Annotated in this window: 27 protein-coding genes; 9 read left to right on the plus strand and 18 right to left on the minus strand. The window is 30.5% G+C overall.

The window, feature by feature from the left end; translation table 11 throughout:
• Positions 1 to 92: 92 nt before the first annotated feature.
• From ACIQ06_RS13240 to mnmE, 8 genes are all read right to left on the minus strand, one after another.
• Positions 93 to 2,369: a DUF3987 domain-containing protein gene (locus ACIQ06_RS13240; protein WP_396147082.1), complete on the minus strand. Its 2,277-nt coding sequence runs from the start codon at positions 2,367 to 2,369 to the stop codon at positions 93 to 95.
• A complete protein-coding gene (locus ACIQ06_RS13245) occupies positions 2,366 to 2,644 on the minus strand; it encodes a helix-turn-helix domain-containing protein (RefSeq protein WP_396147085.1) in 279 nt (92 codons plus the stop codon). Before ACIQ06_RS13245 ends, ACIQ06_RS13240 begins: the two co-directional genes overlap by 4 nt.
• Positions 2,645 to 2,647: 3 nt before the next feature.
• On the minus strand, positions 2,648 to 2,944 hold the full coding sequence (locus ACIQ06_RS13250; protein WP_396147087.1) for a helix-turn-helix domain-containing protein: 297 nt from the start codon (positions 2,942 to 2,944) through the stop codon (positions 2,648 to 2,650).
• A gap of 230 nt (positions 2,945 to 3,174) precedes the next feature.
• Positions 3,175 to 4,503 carry a hypothetical protein gene (locus tag ACIQ06_RS13255; RefSeq protein WP_396147089.1) on the minus strand — a complete coding sequence of 443 codons (1,329 nt, stop codon included), beginning with the start codon at positions 4,501 to 4,503 and terminating at the stop codon, positions 3,175 to 3,177.
• Positions 4,504 to 4,535: 32 nt separating this feature from the next.
• The gene (locus ACIQ06_RS13260) at positions 4,536 to 5,357 is read right to left on the minus strand and encodes a hypothetical protein (protein WP_396147091.1); all 822 of its coding nucleotides are present in this window, start codon (positions 5,355 to 5,357) and stop codon (positions 4,536 to 4,538) included.
• 1 nt (position 5,358) lies between these two features.
• A complete protein-coding gene (locus tag ACIQ06_RS13265) occupies positions 5,359 to 6,465 on the minus strand; it encodes a site-specific integrase (RefSeq protein ID WP_221924525.1) in 1,107 nt (368 codons plus the stop codon).
• A 7-nt stretch (positions 6,466 to 6,472) separates the two neighbouring features.
• Complete coding sequence (locus tag ACIQ06_RS13270) at positions 6,473 to 6,844, minus strand: helix-turn-helix domain-containing protein (protein ID WP_298391508.1); 372 nt, start codon at positions 6,842 to 6,844, stop codon at positions 6,473 to 6,475.
• Positions 6,845 to 7,062: 218 nt separating this feature from the next.
• Positions 7,063 to 8,451 carry a tRNA uridine-5-carboxymethylaminomethyl(34) synthesis GTPase MnmE gene (gene mnmE, locus ACIQ06_RS13275; RefSeq protein ID WP_396147094.1) on the minus strand — a complete coding sequence of 463 codons (1,389 nt, stop codon included), beginning with the start codon at positions 8,449 to 8,451 and terminating at the stop codon, positions 7,063 to 7,065.
• Positions 8,452 to 8,630: 179 nt separating this feature from the next.
• Here mnmE and ACIQ06_RS13280 point away from each other — a divergent pair, with 179 nt between their 5' ends.
• Complete coding sequence (locus ACIQ06_RS13280; RefSeq protein ID WP_396147096.1) at positions 8,631 to 9,461, plus strand: universal stress protein; 831 nt, start codon at positions 8,631 to 8,633, stop codon at positions 9,459 to 9,461.
• A gap of 51 nt (positions 9,462 to 9,512) precedes the next feature.
• Positions 9,513 to 10,412: a hypothetical protein gene (locus ACIQ06_RS13285; protein WP_396147098.1), complete on the plus strand. Its 900-nt coding sequence runs from the start codon at positions 9,513 to 9,515 to the stop codon at positions 10,410 to 10,412.
• A gap of 57 nt (positions 10,413 to 10,469) precedes the next feature.
• Here the strand turns inward: ACIQ06_RS13285 and dnaN are convergent, their stop codons facing one another.
• From dnaN to ACIQ06_RS13310, 5 genes are all read right to left on the minus strand, one after another.
• Positions 10,470 to 11,588 carry a DNA polymerase III subunit beta gene (dnaN, locus tag ACIQ06_RS13290; RefSeq protein WP_396147100.1) on the minus strand — a complete coding sequence of 373 codons (1,119 nt, stop codon included), beginning with the start codon at positions 11,586 to 11,588 and terminating at the stop codon, positions 10,470 to 10,472.
• A 62-nt stretch (positions 11,589 to 11,650) separates the two neighbouring features.
• Entirely contained in the window at positions 11,651 to 13,333 is a 1,683-nt protein-coding gene (gene gldG, locus ACIQ06_RS13295; protein ID WP_396147132.1) for a gliding motility-associated ABC transporter substrate-binding protein GldG, read from the minus strand.
• Positions 13,330 to 14,055, minus strand: a complete 726-nt coding sequence (gene gldF / locus ACIQ06_RS13300) for a gliding motility-associated ABC transporter permease subunit GldF (RefSeq protein ID WP_396147102.1) — start codon at positions 14,053 to 14,055, stop codon at positions 13,330 to 13,332. The genes gldG and gldF overlap by 4 nt, the downstream gene beginning before the upstream one ends.
• Positions 14,056 to 14,121: 66 nt before the next feature.
• Positions 14,122 to 14,418 carry a putative quinol monooxygenase gene (locus tag ACIQ06_RS13305; RefSeq protein ID WP_396147105.1) on the minus strand — a complete coding sequence of 99 codons (297 nt, stop codon included), beginning with the start codon at positions 14,416 to 14,418 and terminating at the stop codon, positions 14,122 to 14,124.
• 8 nt (positions 14,419 to 14,426) lie between these two features.
• Positions 14,427 to 15,251, minus strand: a complete 825-nt coding sequence (locus ACIQ06_RS13310) for an S-adenosyl-l-methionine hydroxide adenosyltransferase family protein (protein ID WP_396147107.1) — start codon at positions 15,249 to 15,251, stop codon at positions 14,427 to 14,429.
• A gap of 118 nt (positions 15,252 to 15,369) precedes the next feature.
• On the opposite strand from ACIQ06_RS13310, the gene ACIQ06_RS13315 reads away from it, so the two are divergent.
• From ACIQ06_RS13315 to ACIQ06_RS13340, 6 genes are all read left to right on the plus strand, one after another.
• A complete protein-coding gene (locus ACIQ06_RS13315) occupies positions 15,370 to 16,320 on the plus strand; it encodes a PhoH family protein (RefSeq protein ID WP_396147109.1) in 951 nt (316 codons plus the stop codon).
• 104 nt (positions 16,321 to 16,424) lie between these two features.
• A complete protein-coding gene (locus ACIQ06_RS13320; RefSeq protein ID WP_396147111.1) occupies positions 16,425 to 16,979 on the plus strand; it encodes a hypothetical protein in 555 nt (184 codons plus the stop codon).
• A 220-nt stretch (positions 16,980 to 17,199) separates the two neighbouring features.
• The gene (locus ACIQ06_RS13325) at positions 17,200 to 17,655 is read left to right on the plus strand and encodes a hypothetical protein (protein WP_396147113.1); all 456 of its coding nucleotides are present in this window, start codon (positions 17,200 to 17,202) and stop codon (positions 17,653 to 17,655) included.
• Positions 17,656 to 17,764: 109 nt separating this feature from the next.
• The gene (locus tag ACIQ06_RS13330; RefSeq protein ID WP_396147134.1) at positions 17,765 to 18,568 is read left to right on the plus strand and encodes an SDR family NAD(P)-dependent oxidoreductase; all 804 of its coding nucleotides are present in this window, start codon (positions 17,765 to 17,767) and stop codon (positions 18,566 to 18,568) included.
• 60 nt (positions 18,569 to 18,628) lie between these two features.
• Positions 18,629 to 19,573 (plus strand): phosphoribosylaminoimidazolesuccinocarboxamide synthase, encoded by a 945-nt coding sequence (locus tag ACIQ06_RS13335; protein ID WP_396147115.1) that lies wholly within the window; start codon positions 18,629 to 18,631, stop codon positions 19,571 to 19,573.
• A 237-nt stretch (positions 19,574 to 19,810) separates the two neighbouring features.
• Positions 19,811 to 20,272, plus strand: a complete 462-nt coding sequence (locus ACIQ06_RS13340) for a hypothetical protein (protein ID WP_396147117.1) — start codon at positions 19,811 to 19,813, stop codon at positions 20,270 to 20,272.
• A gap of 67 nt (positions 20,273 to 20,339) precedes the next feature.
• On the opposite strand, the gene ACIQ06_RS13345 is transcribed toward ACIQ06_RS13340, so the two are convergent.
• The 5 genes from ACIQ06_RS13345 to ACIQ06_RS13365 all read right to left on the minus strand — a co-directional run bounded on the left by ACIQ06_RS13345 (position 20,340) and on the right by ACIQ06_RS13365 (position 24,389).
• A complete protein-coding gene (locus tag ACIQ06_RS13345; RefSeq protein ID WP_396147119.1) occupies positions 20,340 to 21,059 on the minus strand; it encodes a head GIN domain-containing protein in 720 nt (239 codons plus the stop codon).
• Positions 21,060 to 21,061: 2 nt separating this feature from the next.
• Positions 21,062 to 22,114 (minus strand): hypothetical protein, encoded by a 1,053-nt coding sequence (locus tag ACIQ06_RS13350; RefSeq protein ID WP_396147121.1) that lies wholly within the window; start codon positions 22,112 to 22,114, stop codon positions 21,062 to 21,064.
• Positions 22,098 to 22,628 carry an anti-sigma factor gene (locus tag ACIQ06_RS13355; protein WP_396147123.1) on the minus strand — a complete coding sequence of 177 codons (531 nt, stop codon included), beginning with the start codon at positions 22,626 to 22,628 and terminating at the stop codon, positions 22,098 to 22,100. The genes ACIQ06_RS13350 and ACIQ06_RS13355 overlap by 17 nt, the downstream gene beginning before the upstream one ends.
• Positions 22,625 to 23,167, minus strand: a complete 543-nt coding sequence (locus ACIQ06_RS13360) for an RNA polymerase sigma factor (protein ID WP_396147126.1) — start codon at positions 23,165 to 23,167, stop codon at positions 22,625 to 22,627. Before ACIQ06_RS13360 ends, ACIQ06_RS13355 begins: the two co-directional genes overlap by 4 nt.
• Before the next feature lie 133 nt (positions 23,168 to 23,300).
• Positions 23,301 to 24,389 carry a M42 family metallopeptidase gene (locus ACIQ06_RS13365; RefSeq protein ID WP_396147128.1) on the minus strand — a complete coding sequence of 363 codons (1,089 nt, stop codon included), beginning with the start codon at positions 24,387 to 24,389 and terminating at the stop codon, positions 23,301 to 23,303.
• An 81-nt stretch (positions 24,390 to 24,470) separates the two neighbouring features.
• Between ACIQ06_RS13365 and ACIQ06_RS13370 the strand changes: the two genes are divergently transcribed.
• Positions 24,471 to 25,160: a DUF4294 domain-containing protein gene (locus ACIQ06_RS13370; RefSeq protein ID WP_396147130.1), complete on the plus strand. Its 690-nt coding sequence runs from the start codon at positions 24,471 to 24,473 to the stop codon at positions 25,158 to 25,160.
• Positions 25,161 to 25,513 lie beyond the last annotated feature (353 nt).

Raw genomic sequence — 25,513 nt, forward strand, 5'->3', positions numbered from 1 at the left:
TAATTTGTTTAAATATTTGTTGTTATTTTAGTTACAACAATGAAGACCAAAAATAGTAAAAAATACCTTCTTTTTTTTGTTTTTATTTTACTTTAGATGGTTTTTGTATATGTCCCATATTCAGGTTGTTGTAAGTAATTGCCTAAACAAGATTTTAGAAACGAACCCACCGTTCTTTCTGCTATATTGAAAGTTGCACCTAACTCAACTGCTTCTTTTCGCGTGAAGTTATTTGGTAAGGCATCAAAGAATAGTTTTTTGTTTTGTCCTTTTTTGAAAGGTCCATTTTCTTCGTCTTCCTGTTTTGGTAAGTTCTCGAACATTAGAATGTTGTGTTTTAAATAGACTTCAATCAGTTGCGATGCTGTTTCAAAATCTTCGTCTAAGCATTGAATGTCAGTTGCTTGCTCTTGGGCTTGGAATTTACGAATGCTTGTAAAAATCATACACATTCTATACAAAACTAAACCTAATCTTTTTACAATACTTTGAGCATCTTCTGAAACAAACGCACTGATTTGACTTAAATACTCGCTGAATGTTGGGTTGAATTTGTCCCATTGTTCTTTGGTTAAATGTATTTTTGTTTTGCCACTATCGAGATACAAAACCATTTCATATACAATGTTTGATAACTTGGCAAAATGGTCGGTTAAATTTACTCTTGAACCATAAGGAGAAGGGTCAATCCATTTGCTATTGGTTTTGAAAACATAGAATACAAAACGACTGAATAAACCATCTTCGGCAGATGCAATGATATTATACACTTGTTGAGGTGTTCCCGAAAGTGCAACAGCTAAACGTGGATTGTTAATTTCGAAATACTCATTATTGGTTTTTCTTGAAATGGATATTTTTTCACTATGGAATGCTTTTCGTAACAAATCAGAATAAGAACCCCAATCGTTTTTAAATACTTGTCCTAATGTATCAGCTTCGGTTTCGCAAATAATACCTGTACCGTCATTTTGTTGTAAGTGTTGGATAATTTTTGCATTACTTGTATTGGCAGGAATGAATACTACTTTGAATGGCGGTTCTTCTGGAATTTCTTCTTGTGTATTGTCGTCTTTCTTTTGGAATCGTTGCGCTTTTTTGTAAGCTGCCATTTTTAGGTCGTATTCTTTTTTTTGCTCTCTTGAATTTTTGAGGACTTCTTCGTGGTATTTATCGGCTAACTCTTTAGAAGATTGTAACGCACCTTTACCTGATGCAGCAGGAGCAAGTATAAAAGAAAATAAATGAGGATATACGGTTCTGCCGCCATACTCACCAGTTACATTTGGTAAGCAACCTGATAGAATTGCTAAAGCACCTGTTAGAAACGTATCTCTTTCTCTTGGTTCTGTGAATGCTTCTGCGCCTTGTTTAAGAATAGGAGGTAAGTTGTCGTAAACTGATTGCGGAATGGTTGGTGTGTTTAATAAGTAATTTTCATCGTCAATAGCTTCATTTTTTGCTTTGGCTTTCGCAACAGGATGTTGTTGAGGTTTGCGGTTGGCAAAGTCGGCAAACTTGGCAAAATCTGCCGACTGATTTTTGTATGCACTTTGAACTGATGCTTTGATTTCTTTTTCGTCCAAATCGAAATTAGTAGTACAATAGTCTAGCGTATCGGCTTCGTAAATCCCGAAACGATTGGCATTAGATGCAAATAGATGAATGAAGTTATTTCGATTGCCGTTAGTGTATTGTTCTTTTTGCTCTGTGAATTTTAGGCATTTGTCCAATAAAGTGTCAGTTGCTTCAAAAGAATTTGTTTCCACTTTTTGCGGTTTTGGAAGTGGTAGTGCTTCTTGTTGAACTTCAAATATTGTTGCATCTTCCTTTATATAAATCTCTGGATCATAAGAAACAAAACACAATCTGGTAATGTCTTTGCATTTTGCATCAAAATCATAACCTGATAGGTTTTTATAAAAAGTTGCCACTTGATTGTATGCGGTAGTGTGTTGTGTTGCATTGGAGTTGATTTTAATGAATACTTTAATACCTTCGCCACTTGGGCTAATAAACGATGCGAACGTGTATTTGCAGTCGTTTATTAGCTTTACCAATGTGTAGAGTTCTGTAACTGGAATGTGGTCGAAGTCTAATCCGATTATTTGAGAATAGGTGTTGAGGTTGGCTTTGGTTCTACTTGTTCCATACGTGCCGGACATTGTAAAACCATTTAAGCCACTTTTAATTTCATCGGCTGTTTTCTCGTCTCCTTTGTGTAATGCGTAACGAATTGAATTTACTTCACTTTGGTATTTATCGGATTTGATTTCTTGAAGAACATCAATAAGGTTTCTTTCTCCTAAGTTGTATTTAAACTCTTTATAAACGCTTACCATCAGCTGTTTGTTTGCTACTTCACTCATTTTTTCTTCGGTTTATAGTTTTCATTTAATAACTCTTGAATGTCTTTTAGTCGGTAATAGATTTTATTACCTAATTGACAATAGCCGATAAATCCGCTGTCTCTCCAACTTTGTGCTAATCGTTTGCTTATGTTCATAATTTTCATAAACTCTTGATTGTCGCAGAATAAGTCGTCTGGGTTCAATTGCTGTTTCTTTTTGAGAATAACAGTAATCTCTTTTAAATGCTCTTGAATTTCTTGGAACATTTTCTCTGAAGGTTCGTAAAATGGCATCTCTTATTTTCTTTTGTGAGTTAGTAAATAGTTGGCTGCCATTGTCTCGATTTCGTCGGCACTGTCTTGACGGTTTCGTAGTAGCCATTCGTCTAATTCAGCACGTTTGAAATACAGTTTTTTACCTTGTGGACAAAAATGAGGTATTAGCTTTTGGCTTGTCATTTTGTACAAGTGTGATGCACTTATGTCTATATAAGTACAAGTTTCGTTAAAGTTTAGCACATCCTTTTTTAATAGGTTTTGCTCTTGTAACATTGTTTCGATGTTACTTAATTTTTGAAGGATTATTTCTTCCATCTTGCTTTGAAATTTTGTTGTTAAAATTTCCTCTCTCGTGTTTGAGAACGAGAGGTTTTATCCTCAAACACAGGTGCAAGTTATCTCGAAATATAGCGTAAAAAGAACTCCGCCTTTGAGAGGCGGAGTGAAGGCGGAGCTTTGATTTTGTTGGGATTAGTGACTATAAACCATACAAAAGAAAGATAGTTTGAAAAAAGTTAAAATAAATAAAGGCGGTGCGGAGTTTGTTAGTTAATTCTTTGAACTATTTGCTTTATATTTATGTCGTTTTTTGCTTTTTTAGTGTCTTTAATTGTGTTGGCATTAAAGTCATCATTTAAGAATTTAAAATTAGCTGCTGCAATTGTCCATTTGTTGGATTGGCAATTTTCAATTTTACCAAGTGATAATAGAAAATCAATAAAAGATTTTAATTCACCCTTTTGACCAAGCCACGAAATCTTATTTTCTGCCTGTGTTCCTGTGAAAAGTTTAATGAAGTCTTTTTTGCATTCTTCATTTAGATATTGTTTTGTAACTAATGAATTATGCAAATCAATTGCTTTGTCTTTTATATTAGCTTGAAGCCCTTTAAGTTTAAAAGCTTTTATAGGTTCAACTTTAGTTGTTTGTGGCAAAACTTTTTGATTAATAATAGGTACTACATTTGAGAAATATTCCTTCTCATTTTGTAACCATTTTTTTATCGTTTTAATGTATTTGGTTTCAGACTTTGAAAATTCTTTTAAAAGTGTTTCTTGCTTTGTTCTATGAAGTTTGTTTAAAATTTCTAGGTTATGAATATTGGCTTGATCGTTCAAATTTTTTTCAACCATAACCGATGTGTCAACCTTTGATAAAATGCTATTAGTTGTGTTTATTAAATTCTGAATTAATTCTGTTTGATTTATTGTTTTAAAGGCAGTTAAGCCAGTATATGGATTATAATCTGTTTTACCCTTAACAATTGGTAATTGTTTTTCAAAATGAGCTTTTAAATTTTTGAATATTGACAACTCGAATGGAAAAAGCTTTAACCAAGTATAGTATGTTTCAAAAAGAATATTAAAGTCCGTATCATTAGCTTTAACTGGTGGTTTATGCAAATCTTCAAAGTATTTATTTAGGATTGCTTTTTTTTCATCAGGGATTTTTTTACTGTTTTCAATTGATGTGGATAGATTTTGTAGGTAAGGAGATAGACCGACTTCGGGTTGTCCAAAGCTTCTTTCTATATATTCAAACCAGTGTAAAGTATCTTCGTACCAATTGTCGTTGTTTATTTTTACTTCGATAAAATGCATTGTATAACACATTTTACGTACTATGTCAATTTTTATGTTCTCATAGCGAGTTTTATCAATGTTAAAGTCTTTTACAAACTTTTTATGTTTCTCGCAACAGTTAGGGAATTTATCATAAAACTCAATCGATAAATCAACAATTGATTTATGCCAAGTGCAACAATTTGGAAAGTTTTCTGGTTCTTCGTAGCCATCCAAAGGATAAACCTCGTATGGGTTCATCATTATTTCTCCTTCCTCAAATTTAAAAAAGTGAAAATCTTTTTTTTCCATATATTTTACAAATAAAGTTAACTTAAATTAGATTATAAAATCGATTTTACTATTTTTTTTATGTTACTATCATTGGTTGTAATCTTAGCGTTATTTAGACTACTATTAGTGATTTTGTTATTTCTATAAGTAAAAAGATGAGTTGTATAAATCCATTTTGTAGAAACTTTTTCAATTAAATTTTCACTTATACAATATTTAATAAAGGACTTTAAATCGCCAAATGCCCCAATCCAATTGATTTTTTTATTTGGATTTTTACCTATAAACGCATCAATGAAATCATTTTTAGAAGCTACATCAATATAGTTGCCTTTGACAAGTGTCTCAAATAAATTAGCAGCTTTATTTTTTTTTGATGCACCAGCATTAATTTTAAAAGCATAGACTGAATTTATTATTTTAAGCTCGTTTATTTTGTTTGTAGGTTTCTCTATTGATTTTTTGTAATCATTATAGTTGTCAATAAGTTCCTTTTTTTTAAACCTTAAGTCTTTTTCAAAGAGCTCAAATTTAATTTTTGAATTGTCGTATGAAATAAATTTTTCTAATGGTATTTGGTTAAATTTTATTAATGATTTGTCTAATTGGTTAAAGATATATTCTAATTGTTTTGGAGTGAAATAACTTAATTCAAAATATGTTTTAATACGGCTTAAGTTTTCGGAAGGTGATATATTGATAATTCTATTAGGAACATAATCATAATCCTCTGGGCTTTTGTCTTTATTAGAACGTGTCCAAAAACCAAATTCGTCCTGAGTATAAGATACCTCTTCACCTAACAATAATTGCGGAAAAAAAAGTTTCTCCAAATGAGGTATAACCTCGAAAGTTATTTGTTTTATATCCATTTTAAAAATCAAGTTTTATTCTGTTAGCAGCTTCCATTTTCTTTTCGTCAATTATTTTTGCATATACTTGTGTGGTTCTAATGTCTTTATGACCAAGTAATTTTGATACCGTAAATATATCAGTTCCTAACGTGAGTTGCAAAGTTGCATAAGTATGACGCGCACAATGAAAAGTTATTGTTTTACTTATTCCGGCTTTCATAACCCATTGTTGTAATTTTAGATTGTGCCACGCACTGTATTTTAATCCTTTGAAAACTCTTTCTTCGGGTTCTCCGATTTCTTTTAATAAATCACGAGCTTGGTCTGACATCGGCAATGTTTCAGCTCCTTTAGTTTTCTTTTGTCTGAAACGAATGTACCATCCGTAATCATTTGAATGCTGCACTTCTGACCAAACTAGCTTGTTTATATCTGACCATCGCAAACCTGTTAGGCAACTGAATACAAACGCTGTTTTTAGGATTGGAATTTCACATTCGTGTTTGAGTATGCTTTGTAATTCTTCTAACGTTAGAAACTCTCTTTCGCTGTCGCCTTGTGGCAAACAGTCTACTTGTTCGGCAGGATTGGAACGGATAATTCCATCTTTAACGGCTTGTTTTAAAGCTGCTCTAAATTTGTTGAAATAGGAGTGTGCCGAATTATCAGAAAGGTTTTTATTGCTTGGTGTCTTTGCTGTTTTGGTTAAGTAGTCTTTGAAACCTTCAACAAACTTTCTATCCAATTGCCCGAAGGAAATATCTTTTGGACAAAACTTTCTTAAATGCTTGATGGTACTATCCCAGTTGTCATAATTGCCTTTGCTTTCCATTCTCATTTCGGCTAATGTTTCCATATAGATAATGAAGAAGCCTTTTAACTTCTCCTGGTCGTTGAAACCATACATTCCATTTTGAATTTCTAAATGTCTTTTGGAACGTACACTTTCCGCTAATGAAAGGATTTTTTTGTTTTCGTCTTTTTGCGCTTGTGTGAGCTTTCCTTTTTCGGGTTCTGGGATGAGGTATAAACCTAAATATTCATATTCTCGTTTACCATTTTTATAGTAGTCCAGATACAAGCTAATTTTGTTTGCTTTCTGTCTTTGTCGTAAAGTAACTTTCATAATACCATCAATTAAAAAGTTTATCTATTTGTGTGCGTTGAATTATTTTCTTTCTGCCAAACTTGTGAATTTGTAGTTCTCCACGTTTTATCATTCTGTTGATTGTCCATCGGCTAACGCCAATTAGTTCTGCTGCATCTTGAACGGATAAAAAGTTTTTGGATGTAAGAGAGTTGGAGTTTGCAGTTTGCAAGGTTGGCAAACTTTGCATTGTTTGCTGTTGCTCAACTAATGAGTTTTGAATTTTGTCTTCCTTTACTTTTTGCTTGTAGTGTCTGGAATTACAAGTATGGCCACAATATCTGGTTAAAGTGGTTTTAGCTATAAAAGCCTTACCACAATAAGAACAGGTTTTCGGAATTGCCATATTGCTACTCATAATATGTTGCATTGTGTTGCATAATGTAGCGAAGTGTAGCAATATGTAGCATCATTTCGCCAAGATTGTTGCCTTTGAATTTGGGCAACAAAATCTATCATTGGGCAACAATAGAACAACAAATATAACGAATAAAAGGTTATCGGGCAACAAATAAAAGAAGAATATTTATTATAAAGTCAACAAAAATAGGTAGTTAACAAATAAAAGAATGATTATTACTTTCCGATACAGAAGTTTGCGAAAATATTCCCTAAAAGTTCGTCATTTGTAACTTCACCAGTTATTTCTCCAAAATAATAAAGTGCCTGACGAATATCAATAGCCATAAGGTCGGAAGGAATACCTGAACTTAATCCAAATTTTACTTTTTGAATTTCCTCTAATGCTTTATGTAAAGAATCGTAATGTCTTGTATTAGTTATGATTGTTTCGTTGTTTCTTAACGAACCAGTATTTACAAAAGATAGTAATTGATTTTTTAAATCTTCAATTCCAATTTTTTCTTTCGCAGAAATAAGTAAGATATTTTCTATTTCAGATTTCAGAAGGATAACTTCATTTTCTGTTAATTTATCGGCTTTATTTCCGATGATGACTAATGGTTTCAATGGAAATTGATTTTTTATTTTTTCAATTTCAATTTTAAATTTAGAACTAGAAGTAACAAACTCGGTACTATCAAATAAATATACAACTACTTGGGATTGCTCTATTTTTTCAAAAGTCTTTTTAATTCCAATGCTTTCAACCACATCTTTTGTTTCTCTAATTCCTGCAGTGTCAATAAATCTAAAACCAATTCCATCGATAACTAATTCATCTTCAATAGTATCACGAGTTGTACCAGCAATGTCTGAAACTATAGCACGTTCTTCGTTTAATAAAGCATTCAAAAGTGTTGATTTTCCAACATTTGGTTCGCCAACAATAGCTACCGGAATTCCATTTTTTATAACATTTCCAACAGCGAATGAATCGATTAATCGTTTTAAAACAAATTCAATTCGATTTAATAAATCATGAAATTGTGTTCTATCTGCAAATTCTACATCTTCTTCAGCGAAGTCTAATTCGAGCTCGATTAATGAGGCAAAATTTAATAATTCTTCTCTTAGTTTAGCAATTTCATTACTAAATCCACCGCGCATTTGTTGCATGGCTATTTGATGTGAAGCTTCATTATCTGATGAAATTAAATCGGCAACAGCTTCGGCTTGAGATAAATCTAATTTTCCATTTAGAAAAGCTCGAAGTGTAAATTCTCCAGCTTGAGCCATTCGGCATCCTTTACGAAGTAATAGTTGAATAATTTGTTGTTGAATAAAAACAGAACCATGACACGAAATTTCAATTACATCTTCACCTGTGTAAGAATTTGGATTTTTGAAAATAGAAACTAAAACTTGATCATAAATTTTTGTCCCATCTACAATAGTTCCAAGATGAATTGTATGAGTTTTTTGTTTGAGTAAATCTTTACCTGAAACTGATTGAAATGCTTCTGATGCAATTGTAATAGCATTTTTTCCTGACATTCTAATAATGGCAACCGCACCAGAACCTGATGGTGTAGCTAATGCAACGATTGTATCATTGTAAATCATAACAGTTTTTTGTTTTAAGATTGCAAAGATACCAATTTTAAAATTTTATAACTATTTGTATTTCAATTGATTTTTTTTGATTTTTTTAAATGTTAAATAATTGTAAATATGATAGTTATCATGTTTTTTTGGTTTTTTATAATATAATTTTATAAAAGTTAACCAATACATATTAAATAATGAAAAGGATTTTATTTCCAACCGATTTTTCTGATGTGGCAAACAACGCTTTTGTTCACGCTTTAGGTTTAGCAAAATTAGTTCACGGTGAGCTGATTTTACTACATACTTATGAACTTCCAATTGTGGATAATCAATTTGCACCACAAAATTATCAACTGCTTTTTGATTCATTGGAACTTTCTAATTTTGAAAAATTTAAAGATGAAGTTCCAAAACTAAGAGCTATTGCTGAAGAAAATCATTTTGAAGATATAAAAATGTCTCATATGATAATGGATGGTGATTTAATGTACAACATAAAAGAGATCATCAAAAAAGATAAAATTGATTATATTGTCATGGGAACTTCTGGTGCAACTGGATGGAAAGAAGCTTTTTTAGGTACAAATACTGGTGAAGCCATTGTAAACTTGAGCGTTCCTGTTTTAAGTATTCCAAAAGATTGTAAATACACCAAAATTGAAACTATTGGATTTACAACTCGTTACCGTGAAAAAGATAAAGAAGCTTTAAAACAAGTAATTAAAATTGCTAAATCTGCTAATGCAAAAGTGAAGTGTCTTTATGTAAAAACAAAAGCTACAGATAACACAGAAGCTACTTTTGTCGAGTGGAAAGAACAATTTAAAAACGATCCAGTTACCTTTTTTGTGTTACCAAATGAAGACGTAAAAGAATCAATATCTGATTTCATTACGCATCAAGAAATAGATGTTTTGGCAATGCTTACTTATAAACGAAGTTTTTTCGAATCATTATTTTCTTCAAGTTTTACAGAAAAAATGTCATACAATAGCGAGGTTCCAATTTTAGCTTTACAAGAATAAAATTTTGAATTATTATAGTTTTATCACTAAATTTGATTTCAAATTAAATTTATGAAATCACTTTTAATTCTCATTGTACTATTATTTTGCTCTTTTTTAAATGCTCAAAATTTAAGTTCAGAACAAAGTACATCCAATTCTTATATCAATTATTCAACCTATAAGAAAGCGAAGAAAGAAGGTAAAATGGAAATAGATTCTATTGGTTTTAGATTGAACAACAACGATACTTTAATTAGAGTTACTGGTTTTATTTTGCCTAAAGGAATTAATGTAGAATATGAACAAAAAGATTCAATTTTTTTAGAAACTTATAAAAATTTAGTTTACAATAAATTAAACTTTAGTAAGCAAAAAAGTTCAAAGAATACTTCTACAATGAAAATTTGGAAAGATGAAATAAGAGTTTATTTCGATACAACGGTTACTTATAAAAATAAAAAGGAGTTAATTAAATTTATGAAATTTCTTGATAAAGAAATTGATTCATTAAAAATTAAAGTAGTTAGTAGTAAAGAGAAATCAAATTATTTCATTTATTATTTGAATAAACCAACAGATATTGATTGGGATAATCGAATAAAAACAAATGATGGCTGTTATATTTCTTGGAATGGAAAACAGGAATTATATAATTGTACAATGAAGCTTAATGCTCAAATTATTTACAACGAAAAGGAACAGTTAATGCTTATGAAAAAACATTTTGTTTGGTCATTAGGTTATTTTTCACTTTTAGATGATAGAGATTGTAAAAGTCTGTTGTCCAAATGTATTAGTTTAGATAAAGAGCTAACAACTGAAGATTTAGAGCTTTTAAAATATCATTATTCCTATGGAATATGTAAAGGTACAAATTTAGAAACTTTTGAGGATAATCACAGAAGAGCTAAAAACAGCTTGAAAAGCAATACTAATGGGAAATTCTATTTTTACCATACAACTAATTAAAAAACCGTCAAGAAATTAATCGAGACGGTTTTTTCGGTTGGGTTAGTTAATTGTATTCTAATTGTTAAGCATCACAGGCATAACAAGCATAGTAACAGTTTCGCCTTCATCTAATCCATCAACTGGAGTTAGAATTCCTGCGCGGTTAGGCATTGACATTTCCAATTGGATTTCGTCTGATTGTAAATTACTTAACATTTCTAGTAAGAAACGTGAGTTAAAACCAATTTGCATATCATCACCTTGATAATCACATGTCAATCTTTCTTCTGCTTTGTTTGAGTAATCTATATCTTCAGCAGAAATATTTAACTCTGCTCCAGCAATTTTCAAACGAATTTGATGTGTAGTTTTATTTGAGAAAATCGCCACACGACGAACTGAACTAAAGAATTGCGTTCTGTCAATCAATAATTTATTTGGGTTTTCTTTTGGAATAACTGCTTCATAATTTGGATATTTTCCATCAATTAATCTACAAGTTAATACATAATTTTCAAAAGAGAACGTTGCATTAGCATCATTGTAATCAATTTTAACTTCAGCATCAGAAGCTCCTAAAATACTTTTCAAAATATTTAGAGGTTTCTTTGGCATAATAAAGTCTGCCACTTGAGATGCTTTTACATCTGTGCGAGCATATTTCACTAATTTGTGAGCATCAGTAGCAACAAATATCAAACCTTCTGGTGAGAACTGAAAGAAAACACCACTCATTACTGGACGTAAATCATCGTTTCCTGCTGCGAAAATAGTTTTGCTAATTGCTGTTGCTAATACTTCTGCAGGAACAAGAGTTGAAGACGGATCTTCTAAAGAAACTGATTTTGGAAATTCTTCACCTGGAGCATAAGCAATTGCATATTTACCAGAATTCGAACTAATTTCGATAGTACTGTTTTCTTCAACTGTGAAAGTTAATGGTTGCTCAGGAAATGTTTTTAGAATATCTAATAATAATTTCGCAGGAACAGCAACACTTCCTTTATCAGTCGACTCAATTTCTAAAGTAGCCGACATTGTAGTTTCTAAATCAGAAGAAGAAACGGTTAACGCTTTTTTATCTAATTCAAATAAAAAGTTATCTAAAATTGGTAAGGTATTGCTACTATTAATAACGCTACCTAAAACTTGTAGTTGTTTTAATAAATACGAGCTTGATACAATAAACTTCATCTTTTGTTATTTTTTACAAATATATCTTAAAGAAATAGAATTCAAAAAGATTTTTATTAACATTACTTACTATATTTTCTTTTTCTAAGGAAAGTAAACACTAAACCGAACACTGCTAAAATTACAATTGGAACTCCGACAGTTATGATTTGTGAAAATGTGTAATCCTCAGTTACTTTTTCTTTGTCTAGAATTGGTAAGTCAACTTCTTTACTTCTAATGTTAATAAGTCCGTTATCATCTAACAAATAATTCACGCAATTCATCATAAATTCCTTGTTTGCATACAGATTGTTAGTCCATTTATCATAACCTAATTCTAATGGTTGGTAGTTTTTATCCAATTGATTTTTAACAACATCGCCATCAGAAACAATAATCATTTTATTTTCTTTTCCGATAGGAGTGAAGCTACTTTCTTTGAATGGCAATACACGATTTTCATAAACCGAATGAAATTTTCCTTCCATAAGAACAGCAACTGGTAGATTTCCTTTGCCAGTAAATTCCTTGAAATCAGGTTTTTCAGCAACTATATTTAAATTAATTTCTACTGGAGTTCCAACAGCTTTTGATAATTTGGTAGAGGATAGTAAAACTGTTTTTTTAATATCATTTTTAAGAACTTCTATTGGGTTTGTAAATTCAAATTTTAAAGCATCTAAATTGCTTACAATAGGATGTTTTGACTCAGAATATACTGCTGGAGAATATAACCAAGGAAATTGACTATATTGGGTTGCGCTACCTTGTTGACCTGTTGCTAATGAAATAGGTGTCGCTTGTAAATCTTTGACTAAATCTGGTTTAATTCGCACACCATATTTAAAGAACATATCGTTCAAGTTCAAATCTCTTGGATAAGCTAAATTTTCTCCAGTTTCCATTAAACTATCCATTTCCATATTGACCTGATCTACTAACCAAAGAGTTTTTCCACCATTCATGATAAATTGGTCTAACACTTGTTTTTCTTGGTCTGTAAAAGCTTCAGTAGGTTTGGCAATAACAGCTAAATCATATTTTTTTAATGCTTTTAAAGTGTTCCCAGCATCTTTTGCGACAGAGTCTAATGTAAATGGTCCGATGTAATAATTTTCACGAACCGTTTTCAGGAAATCAGCAATAGATCTATCGTCTAATTCGCCATTTCCTTTAATGATAGCAATTTTTTTCTCTTTTGTTTTTGTGATGGTATTAAAACCATTGGCAAAAGCATATTCTAAATGTTGCACCGAACTCACAACTTTTTCAGCAGTTGAAGCTCCTAACATATTTTTTAGCAAAGGTACTTTCGTACTTTTATTACCATAAGTAACTACTGCCCAAGGAAAAACCACTTCTTGTGTTTGTTTTCCTTTTTCGTCAAGTGTAACATTTAAAGGCGTCAAACCTCTTTCGTAAAACGATTGCATCACCGCTTCACGCTCGTCTTCATTTTCTAAAGGATTTACAAATTGGAAAATGATATTTGAATTATATGCTTTAAATTCTTCTAATAATTGTTGGGTTTCTGTTTGTAGTTTTTTGAATTCTCCTGGAAAATTTCCTTCAAGAAAAACATCAACATATAAAGGTTCTTTAACTTCTTTTATAATATTTAATGAAGTTTCTGAAAGTGTATAACGATTGTCAGCAGTTAAATCGAAACGCTTAAAGAAAAAGTTTCCAGCAAAATTTAATACAACTAAAATTGCAATAGTTGTAAGTAGTACTTTTAAGTTAGACTTCTTATTTTCCATTATGATTTTAGCGATTTTAATTTATAAACGGTCAATGATAAAAATGCAATGGTAATGCTTACAAAGTAAAGTACATCACGAGTATCAATAACACCACGACTCATACTTTTAAAGTGATAATCCATTCCTAAAAGTGCAATGATGTCTTCAATACTTTTAAATTGAGACGCCACACCTTGAAATCCAAAATAGAAAATAAAACACAAGAAAACCGAAACGATAAAAGCTACAATTTGATTTTCTGAAAGTGTAGAGGTAAAAATCCCGATAGAAGTATAGGCAGCAATTAGGAATAATAGTCCGAAATATGAACCCATTGTGCTTCCCATATCGATATTTCCTTCGGGCATTCCTAAACCATAAATCACGTAAACGTAGATGAATGTTGGAATGATAGCAATTACAATTAGTAAAAAAGCTCCAAAGAATTTTCCGCTAACGATTTCCCAAATAGAAATTGGTTTGGTCATTAAAAGCTCAATTGTTCCTTGTTTTTTTTCATCAGAAAAACTTCTCATGGTTACTGCAGGAATTAGGAAAATTAATATCCAAGGCGATAAGGTAAAAAACGGAGTTAAATCGGCAAAACCGCTATTTAAAATATTGAAATCGCCTTCAAATACCCAAAGAAATAATCCGTTGAGTAATAAGAAAATGGCGATTACTAAATATCCAATGGGCGAACCAAAAAAGGATTTAATTTCTCTTAATAATATTGATTTCATATTTTTTGTTGTCTGTTGTCTGTTTTCGGTTGTCTGTTTTTAAAACTGATAACTGATAACCGACAACTATTCTAAACTAACTAATTTATCTACACTCCAAGCTTCTGGTTTATCATTGAACAGTTTTTTTGTAAAGGTCCAAACTTCGTCAAATAATGCTGATTTTCTATAATTTTCTAAATCATCTTCGGTTTCCCAATAACTATAAGTAAAGAAAATGCTAGGATTATTTTTATCTTGATACAATTCAAGAAAACGATTTCCAGGCGAGTTTCGTATGTGGTTTTTCATTAATTCGAAATTTTCCAAAAATGCTGGAATATTTTCTTCGTGAAAGGACATTTTTACTATTCTAACGAACATAGTTAATTTTAATTAAAATTGATGGTAATAGCATCTCTGTAAGTAATTCCGAGCAAACTCGCCGCTGTAGCCACTTTCGGATTACTTTTATACAATCCAATTTCTAAAAAACCTGATTCATTGAAAATGGCTACTGCATTTCCACTAATTGATGACAAAGGCCTTTTGTCAATGGCTTCTAAATCGGAATATTTTGCGAAAATACTTTTTATTTTTTTGCTTTTAAAATTTACTTCATAAGGTCTTCCTTTTGAAACATCTAAAAACATTTTTCTGGTAATATTGGTCACAGCATTTCCAAATCGGTCAAGATATACTATATAACCTTTTATAGAATTGGTATCGTCAGAAACAACAGGTTGTAACTCGGTTACTTCTTTCAAAGTTTTGATTTCTTTACCAATAACACTCAACGAACCACCTTTTGAAATATGAATGGCTACCGTTAGCAAAACGTCCATATCAGTTGCCTCAGGCAAAAGTCTGTCGTGAATATTGATTACAACCATTTTTTGAGGCTTAATTTTTTCAATTAACATACTCAAAATCCCATTATCAGCAGCAATAAAAAAATGACCATTCCATTCGATGGCAATATGTTGGTTGTTTTCTCTTAATTCAATATCAATTCCGACAATATGCACTGTTCCTTTCGGAAAGCTATTATACGCAGAACCAATAATGTAACTTGCTTCACTAACATTAAACGGATCAACATCATGCGAGATATCTACAATTTTTGCCTCGCTATCTTGCGATAAAATTTTCCCTTTCAAAGCACCTACAAAGTGGTCTTTTAATCCGTAATCGGTAGTAAGGGTAATTATTGACATAAATTTGTTTATAACTATATAGTGAAATTAATCAAGTGGCTTGTTTAATTTCATTAAATTTGAAATGATTGCAAAGCTAATAATATTTAGCCAAAAACTAATTAAAAAACACTTCCATTTGAACGAACGTATCATTGAATTACACGACATCGCTCCAAAAGAATTTTGGGGTGCACAAGACACTCATCTTGAAACAATTAAGAAGTACTACCCGAAGTTAAAAATTGTGGCTCGTGGCACAACACTGAAGGCATTTGGCGAAAAAGACGAATTAGACGAATTTGAAAACCGTTTTAATCGATTGATGTTGCATTTTACTCGATATAATAATATTGATACCAATGTTATTGATAGAGTAATTCAAAGCAATTCACAAGAAGAACAACGCATGCCCGATCATGAGAAAATTCTTGTTCATGGAATAGGAGGAAAGCTGATTAAAGCAATGACTCCCAACCAACACAAATTGGTAGAATCTGTTTTTAAAAATGATATGGTTTTTGCCGTTGGTCCAGCAGGTACTGGTAAAACTTATACTGGTGTTGCTCTTGCTGTTAAAGCTTTGAAAGAAAAACAAGTAAAACGTATTGTTTTAACGCGTCCAGCAGTTGAAGCTGGCGAAAATCTAGGTTTTCTTCCTGGTGATATGAAAGAAAAATTAGATCCGTACATGCAACCGTTATACGATGCTTTGCGCGATATGTTACCTCCGCAAACTTTGGAAGACTATATATTAAAAGGAATTATCCAAATAGCACCGTTGGCTTTTATGCGTGGTAGAACTTTAGATAATGCTTTTGTAATTCTTGATGAAGCTCAAAATACTACACATTCGCAAATGAAAATGTTCTTGACGCGTATGGGGAAAAATGCCAAATTCATAATCACAGGCGATCCAGGACAAGTAGATTTGCCTAGAAGAACAATTTCTGGATTGAAAGAAGCAATTTTAGTTTTAAAAGACATTGACGGAATTGGAATCATCTACCTTGATGATAAAGACATTGTAAGACATAGATTGGTGAAAAAAGTAATCGATGCTTATAAGAGTATTGAGAATCATGACTAATTTTAAATATTAGATTTTTGATATTAAATATTAGATATATAATTGTTTTTATTTTCCTTATCGGATTTAATTGTTTTTCACAAAACTCCAAAATAAAATGGGGTTTGTATGGGAAGAAAACAGTTGAAGAACGAAGAGCAACTTTTCCATTCAGTGATGCAAAGAAAGTTTTATTGGTAGCATTTCCAGATCCGAATATGAATGTTGTGAATCGCGATTCAGGTGAGACTTTTAAAATTGATAGCTTAAATTTAATTAGATGGAACATAAAATTTATCAAATCATTTGAATTACCACAAAGTGAAAAGAAATATTTTGCAACTGAAATTGTTGAATTAAATCAAAATCAAATTGATAGTTTGAGTCATATTTTATTGAACTATAAGTTTAAGAAAAATAAAATATCAAACTTTACATTAATGCCAACAAGTTTTTATCCAAAAAATGCTATCTTATTTTTAAATTCAAATAATAAGGTTTTCTCATACATTGAATTATGCTCAGGAGGTTTTCAATTTACTCAATTACCAGAACAAACAATTCCTTATTTTAACATCTTTGGACAGATGAGAGAATCTTGGAAAATGATTGATTTGATTAGAGACTTTTTTAAAGCAAATGGAATAACCCAAGGATTTTCAGAAAGGGAAAAACAATGAAAAAATTTCTATTAACGCTTTCCATATTAATTATAACGCTACTATTAATTTATTTCAACTTTGATTATTTTGCTTCAATAATTCCTGGTTGGAACACAACGATTAATTCAGGTTGGAAAATTACTTTTATAATCTTGATTATGTTATTCGTGTTTTCGTTACTAATTATGATTTTGATTAATGTTATTTCAAAAATTTTAAAAATGGTGATTCACAAAAAATGAAAGAATACTTCAAATATGCCAACGGATATTTAAACATTAACGATGAAAATTTGTTTCTAACGAATTCTGGAAATTGGTCGGAAACTCATGATTTGTTGGAGAAATCACCGAAGTCTATAAGAAAGAATGATTTAAAATCCTTTAAAATGTATAGTTTTCCTTTTGTAATTATCTGCATTAGTTTGTTTATGATTACAAAATCTGAAAATGTTTTTTTTCCACTAACTTTCGCTGGTTTAGGTTTTGCTGCTTTTTTTTATTTAAAACGTGAAACAGGAAAGCGCTACAAAATTCCAATATCAAAAATTATTTCTTTCGATGTTTCTAATGATAAAGTGAAAATTTTATTCAGAAACGCTAATGGTATTGATGATTTTGAGGAAATTTTTAAAGTAGATACTAAAGGTTTAGCTATTTTGGAAGAGTTGAGTCGACAACTAAAAATCAATTAAATTTCGACAAAAACATTTATCATTTGGTTATTTGATTCAAAATGATATATTTGTTAAAATTATATTTTTCAAATAATCATTTATACGCAGCTTTATCAAAACAATACTTATTACTGGTGCTTCTGGAGGATTGGGCAAAGAAATTGCAATTCATTTTTCGAAAAAAAATTGGAACGTTATTGCTACAATGATATGTATATCAGAATGTAATGCTTTTGAAGGTATTCCAAATATAAAATGTTACGAACTCAATGTAACTTCATCAGAAAGTATTGAAAAAGCTAAAAATGAAATTCAAAAAGATTATAAATCTATAGATGTTATAATCAACAATGCAGGAATTGGTTACAGAAGTTTTGTAGAGTTATCTGAAGATGACAAAATTGATGCTATAGTTAATGTCAATTGGCTAGGTGTTGTCAAAGTATGCCGCGCATTTATACCGCATTTTCGTGAACAAAAGAAAGGTCATTTTATTAACATCACTTCTATTGCTGGATTGGTGAATTTGCCTCTTGGAAGTTTTTATCATCCAACAAAACAAGCCGTTGAAAGTTTTTCAGAATGTATGGCTTATGAACTTTTAGACTTCAACATTAGCGTTTCAACCGTTCAGTTTGGTAATACACCATCCAATTTTCAGAAGAATGTTACTAAATGTGATCAATCAACAATACAATCTTATGCAGAAATGATGCAAAGTATTGACGGAATCATGAACAGGAAAACCTGCGATAATCACGATTTGTCGGAAGCTATTTTAGATAAACTGTATAAAATTGCTGAAAATCCTTCGAGAAGATTCAAAAAATATTCTATTGGTTTTGATGCTAATTTGATGAAATATTTGCGCAAATTTCTTGGATATCGATTATTTGATAGATTGATTAGAAGATATGTTTTAAGCAAATAAATAATTGTATTTGTGTTGAAAAGAAACTATTTTTGCCAAACACAACAACACACAATTATAATGAATACAATAACTACAACTAATTTCAATTTTCCCAATCAAAAATCGGTTTATCGCGGTAAAGTAAGAGAAGTTTACAACATTAATGACGAACTTTTAGTCATGGTGGCAACCGATAGACTTTCTGCTTTTGATGTGGTTTTACCAAAAGGAATTCCGTATAAAGGTCAGATTTTAAATCAAATTGCAACAAAATTCATGGAGCTAACTTCAGATATTGTTCCAAATTGGTTAATTGCAACACCAGATCCAAATGTAGCAGTCGGACATTTATGCGAACCATTTAAAGTTGAAATGGTAATTCGTGGTTATCTTTCTGGTCATGCTGCTCGTGAATATGCACTTGGAAAACGCACTATTTGTGGAGTAACAATGGAAGAAGGTTTGAAGGAAAATGACAAATTCGGAACACCAATAATAACTCCAACAACCAAAGCTGACAATGGTTCACACGATGAAGATATTTCTCGCGAAGCAATTTTATCCAATGGAATTGTTACTGAAGAAGATTATTTAGTTTTAGAAAAATATACTCGTGCTTTATATCAAAGAGGAACTGAAATTGCAGCAAGCCGCGGATTGATTTTAGTAGATACGAAATACGAATTTGGAAAAACTAAAGAAGGAAAGATCGTTTTGATTGACGAAATTCATACGCCAGATTCTTCTCGTTATTTTTATGCTGATGGCTATCAAGAGCGTCAAGATAGAGGAGAGGAGCAAAAGCAATTATCTAAAGAGTTTGTGCGTCGTTGGTTAATCGAAAATGGTTTTCAAGGAAAAGAAGGTCAACAAATTCCAAACATGACTGACGAATATATCGAATCTGTTTCTGAACGTTACATTGAATTATATGAAAATATTTTAGGCGAAAAATTTGTCAAAGCTGATATTTCTGACATTAATGAAAGAATAGAAAAAAATGTTTTGGAATTTCTAAAATAATCATTTTTTAAGATAGAATTTAAGCCGTGTTTTTGACATGGCTTTTTTATTTTTTGTACCTTTGTGTAACAAAAATGGAAAACTATCGTCTTATTGTTATAAATCGTAAATAACTAGAAGTCATGAAAGTATAAAATTAATTAAAATCAGAATCATCTACTATGTAATACAAGGTATTATCTTTAAGAAATTACATAATCATCATCAATCATCAAAAAAATAAAAAAACAAATCACCATGAAAAAATCAATCATTTATTTAGGAATTTTATCGACAGTTTTACTAAACACTTTGTCGGCAAGCGAAATTATTTTAGACCAACAAAATATCGAAAATGATATTGTAAGAACGGAATCAAAATCAAATTTTAATTTAATTTCAAATTCAAGAATTGAAAAACCTGAAATTAAATTTGAATCGGAATCTAAAATCAAAGAATCAATTGCAGTAATTTCTTCAAATTATGTAAAATCAATTGAAGAAGTTATAGAGGAAAACAAAAAAATAACAGAAAGTCCAGAGGAAGAGTATTTGCCATTAAATTTAGGTTTATCAATTGAGGAAATGATCAATTTGGATAATCAAATAATTGAAAGTACAATTTCAAATGAAGTTTATCCTTTAGATTTTGAAGTAATCAATAGTAAACAAGCTATAAATACTTACGAATTTAGAAGTAAAGATGCCTTGAAATCATAAAGAACTTGAATAAAAAAAAGTCCCAAAACAATTAAGTTTTGGGACTTTTTTTATTTATAACTAACCTCTAATTTCCTGAAATATCACCAGAACCTGCAACGTTTGAATCGATAATTTTAGGATTTCCTTTGTATTGAATATTTCCGCTTCCAGCTACTTTAGCAATTAGATTATTGGTGCAATTCACTTCAAGACTTCCAGAACCAGCAACAGCTACATCTGCATTTTGGGAAACTAATTTATTACAATTCAAATCACCAGAACCTGCTGTTTTAGCTTCTAAATTTTCTACAGTTCCTGAAAGTTTTAAGTTTCCAGAACCTGCCATTTTTGCTACAATATTTTTTGCATTAATTTCTAGAGTGCAATCTCCAGAGCCAGCCATTTTTGCTTCAAAATCGGTTGCGTTTATAGCATTTTTTGTAATCATATTTCCCGAACCTGCAAACGATATTTCGCTAATTTCTTCAAATGGAATTGTAATAGTGATGTCTTGTTTGTAATTATAGCTTCTATTTTTTTCAAAATACACTTTTAATTCGTTTCCAATTACTTCAGTAACAATGTGACTTATAATGTTTTCATCACCTTTTATGGTTATTGTTCCTTCTTTTCCAGAGACTAATTCAACATTAAATGAACCACCTGTTGAAATTTTATCATAAGATTCGGTAGTTCTTGTAATTGTGGTTTGAACTCCATTTCCTTTTACTTTTTCTTTATCCCAATTTTGAGCACTTGCAATTGAAATGCTAATTAATGCTAGTAATACTGTTAGTTTTCTCATTGTTATTTTGTTAAAAGTTGAACGCTTCCGTAATTTGTGGTTATACTTATTTTTGATTTTCCTTGACTAATATGATACGCAGTGTAAGATTTTGAAGTGTTTTTTTCTGACTTTAAGCTGTATTTTAGTCCTACATTATCAACAAACGAACCATATTTTAGGCTTACATTGATGTCAAATGCATAGTCTGATGTACAAGTTATTTTAGAATTGGAATAATTTCCATTGATTGTAATGGCATCGGTTTTATTTGATGCAGAAAATTGAATATCGCTATAATTTGAATTAGCAATTAAGGAATTTCCAATTTCACCTAATTTCAGCGTAAGATAATTTCCATCAATGGCAATTTTTTGAATTGATTTTGAATTGATTTTGGTATAATTTGAAGATAGATTTAGAATCCCAACATTTTGAAAACTAAATGTATTATAATTTCCATCAATGTTAATTTGATTTACTTTCTGAAAATCAACTTCAGAATACTGACTTTGAAGATTAACTTTATCAATAGAGTTTATGCTTGAATTTGGCGCATAGGCAATACTTATATTGTTAGTTTTATTATTAAATTGTCCTAAAATAATGCTTCCATATTTGCATTCAATTGCCGAACTCCCATTTAGTTTATCTACTGATATGTTTCCATATTTATTATCCAAATCAATGCTTCCATTTCGTGGAATCTTTACAACATAATTTATTTCATAACTAATGTTATTGCCTCTCCATTCTTTAGTTGTGAAAATGGTTTCAGCTGAAACTTTATTCATTGTTGCAGCAAAATCAACATCAATGGTATTTATTCGTTCGTTAATTTTCTTTTCGTTATTTCCAGAAACTTTGATGTTAACTTGAATGGATATTTTGTTTTCATCCCATAAATATATGTTTATATTTCCATAGGAATTGGTAATATTTACTTGTGCATCATCGTTAACCGAATAGGTTTTGGAGATGTTTTTTTCTTTATTGTAGGCGTGTTTTTCTTCTGATGCATATCCAAAAATTGGAAGTAATGCAACGAAAAAAAGTAATTTATAAATGTTTTTCATCTTCAATTTTATTTATTTTGTTAATATCTTCAACCTGTTCTAAAACCGATTTTATAAAGGAAATTCGAGTTTGCATATTGGTTATCATAGCAAAGACTATCTGTTTGTTTTCACCATTTTTTGCAATTTCATCTTTCAGATTTTGATAATCTTTCTCAAGCGATTCCATTTCATTCATAGCGTCATTAATCAATGCTTTGCTTTGCGGAGTTTCTTGCTTTTTTAAAGTTGCCAACTCATTATTAATAACAGAAGAAAAATAATCGTGAGTTTCTTGCACTTGAGGTGAAAAGGCAACTTCTTCAGTTTGATTATTAGTATAATTAAAAATTAAAATTCCAAAACCTAATAGTAGTGAAGCCGCAATAGACATTGGTAACCAATTGAATTTCTTCTTTTTTGGTTGTTGTTTCTTTAATTTATCAAGAAATCGCTTTTCGTGCCCAAGATTTGGTTCTTCAAAATCCCAATTGTTTTGGTTTTCAAAAAGTTGATTTAGATTATTGGTACTCATAATTCATTTAATTTTTTTCTTAAACTTTCTTTTGCTCGGCTCATCATCGTTCTACAGTTTTCATTGCTAATGTTTAAAATGCTTGTAATTTCTTCTAAATCATATCCTTCAATAAAAAATAAGGTTAGAATGATTTTGTAATTTGATTTCAAACTTTGAATGGTTTTTAAAACACTTTCAGCTTTTAATTCAGAATAATTTTCTGATTCTTCTTTAAAATCGATTACTTCAATGTTTTCATCCAAACTCTCAAATTGGTATTTGTTCGATTTTTTTAACTCGTTTATACTAGTATTGACAACAATTTTCTTTAACCAAGAACCAAATGTTACATTTCCACTAAAAGAATCTAATTTTGTAAATGCTTTCAAAAAACTTTCTTGCATAACGTCTTCAGCAAGATAAGAATCACCAACAATTCGATACGACACATTAAACATGGCTCTATAATATTGATTATAAAGTGTCAGTTGTGCTTTTTCATTATTCTCTTTGCAACGTTCTAGGAGAATAGCAATATCTAGATTTTGGTTTTTCAAATTGGTCGAGTGGTTAATCTATACTAAAGACAAATCGATTTTTGGATTGTTACAGTTTTAAAATAAATTTTTATAAAAATAAAAAATCCGAATGATTAATTCGGATTTTCTATACTATATATATTAAGGTCTATTATTTGAAATAAGAAAAATTGTGATTGTCTTCTATTTTCAACAAACTTTCATATATCAATTTAATTACATTTTCTACATCTTCACGATGAACCATTTCCACAGTAGTATGCATATAACGTAAAGAAAGCGAAATTAAAGCAGAAGCTACGCCACCATTACTATAAGCAAAAGCATCAGTGTCTGTTCCTGTAACGCGAGAAGTTGCATGTCTTTGAAACGGAATTTTCTTCTCTTCAGCAGTAGTGACAATCAATTCACGAAGAATATTTTGTGTAGCTGGAGCATAAGCAATCACAGGACCTTTGCCCATTTGTAAATCGCCTTCAATTTTCTTATCAATCATCGGAGTAGTAGTGTCATGACAAACATCAGTTACAATAGCTACATTCGGTTTGATAGTTTGGGTTATCATTTCAGCACCACGAAGCCCAATTTCCTCTTGAACTGCGTTTACAATATATAAACCAAATGGAAGTTTCTTTTTATTTTCTTTTAATAAACGTGCTACTTCAGCAATCATAAAGCCACCCATTCTATTGTCAATGGCTCTACAAACAAATTTATTTTCGTTTAAAATCATAAACTCATCAGGATAGGTAATTACACATCCAACGTGAACGCCTAAATTTTCAACTTCTTCTTTGGTTGCACATCCACAATCAATAAAAATATTGTGTAAAGTTGCTGCTTCTTCTTTACCACGATTTCTAGTATGAATAGCTGGCCAACCAAAAACACCTTTTACAATACCTTTTTTAGTATGAATATTAACTCGTTTTGATGGAGCAATTTGATGGTCTGAACCACCATTTCTAATTACATAGATTAAACCATTGTCAGTAATGTAGTTTACATACCAAGAAATCTCGTCAGAATGTCCTTCAATTACTACTCTAAATTTAGCATCTGGGTTTATAACTCCAACAGCACTTCCATAAGTGTCAGTTATAAATGTATCAACATAGGGTTTTAAATAATCCATCCATATTTTTTGTCCTTCAGATTCATAACCTGTTGGTGAAGCATTATTCAAATATTTCTCCAAAAAGGAAATTGATGATTTTGTAAGTATCGATTTTGTCGCCATAAAATATTTTTTTGCTAAAATATAAATTTGGCACTACACTTGTTAAGGATATTCTATATTTTTACATTAAAATTAACAGCCATGTTCAAGTACCGATTATTAATAGTTATTTTTTTTACCTCTTTTATTTCTTTAGCTCAAGTTGAAAAAGACACTGAGATACTTGAAAAAGAAATTAATATGAAAGAAATTGATACAACTATTATAGATACAATATTATTAGATGAAGTCATTCTTTCAAAAGACAAGTTAGATCCAGAAGCTCAAAAACAATTTCTATTACTTCAAAATAGAGTTTATAAAGTATATCCATACGCTAAATTGGCTTCTGAAAAACTTATTCAGATGAACAAAACCATGGATAAACTAAAGTCAAAAAAGGAAAAAAAGAAGTATTTTAAAATAGTTGAAGATTATTTAGATAATGAATTCAAAGAAAAACTTAAAAAATTATCTACAAAACAAGGTCAAATTTTAATAAAGCTAATACATCGCCAAACAGGTATATCAACTTTTGACCTTATTAAGGATTACAAAAGTGGATGGAAAGCTTTTTGGTCTAATAATACTGCCAGACTATTTAATATAAATCTAAAGCAAACCTACCAACCATTTAAAAGTAATGAAGATTACTTAATAGAAACTATACTTTATAGAGCTTTTATTAATGGAAGACTCATCGAGCAAAAATCCGCTAATCCAGTCGATATTGATGAATTGAATGATTATTGGCGAAACTTAGCTAAAGATTTAAATAAAAAGAAAGCTTAATATTTTAAGAAGCGAACCATCAGCGCATTCTTGCAATCCATATTCCTGCTTTCCGCGTTACAAGGTAACTGCTGCAATCAGGGCTAGGTTGTATCTGTATTGATTAGATTTAGTATTTCAAAAGATGTTTATATGTAACTCAGCAATTTTCTTGAGAGATTAAAAAAACTTTCATTAACAACAATCACAAAACCAGTGTATTAAAAAATAGTTTCAAAAAAGGGTATAAATAAGTTTGCGAGATTCAAAAAGATGAGTACTTTTGCACCCGCAATACGGCAGACGTTCTTTAACAAATACTGAAAAAAACTTTAAAAAAGATTTGCACGGAATAGATAAAGGTTTTACCTTTG

Source organism: Flavobacterium sp., assembly GCF_044341265.1.
In the GTDB taxonomy this organism is placed as follows: domain Bacteria; phylum Bacteroidota; class Bacteroidia; order Flavobacteriales; family Flavobacteriaceae; genus Flavobacterium.